The 255-nt window shown below is 45.9% G+C and carries 1 pseudogene; it reads left to right on the forward strand.

The window, feature by feature from the left end:
• Positions 1-255 (forward strand): annotated as a pseudogene (locus tag ICN34_RS11565) (IS3 family transposase); the annotation flags it as partial.

Consider the following 255-nt stretch of genomic DNA (forward strand, 5'->3'; position numbering starts at 1 on the left):
CAGCTTACGCATGAAGAACTCTTACTGAAGTCGCACTATTTAGAGGTGGAGAACGCTTACTTAAAAAAGCTCGAAGCCTTAGCTCAGCAAAAGTACTTGGCAAACAAGAGCAGGTCCAAGTCGTCACCGAGTTAAGGCAGCAGTACCCTTTGCAAACTATCCTAGGCATTGCCAATATGGCTAGGAGTGTCTACTACTACCAGCTAAGTGCTAGCGCTAAAGTCGACCCCTATCTGGATGCTAAGACTCAAATTG

This window comes from Polynucleobacter sp. Tro8-14-1 (assembly GCF_018881655.1).
Taxonomy (GTDB): Bacteria; Pseudomonadota; Gammaproteobacteria; order Burkholderiales; family Burkholderiaceae; genus Polynucleobacter.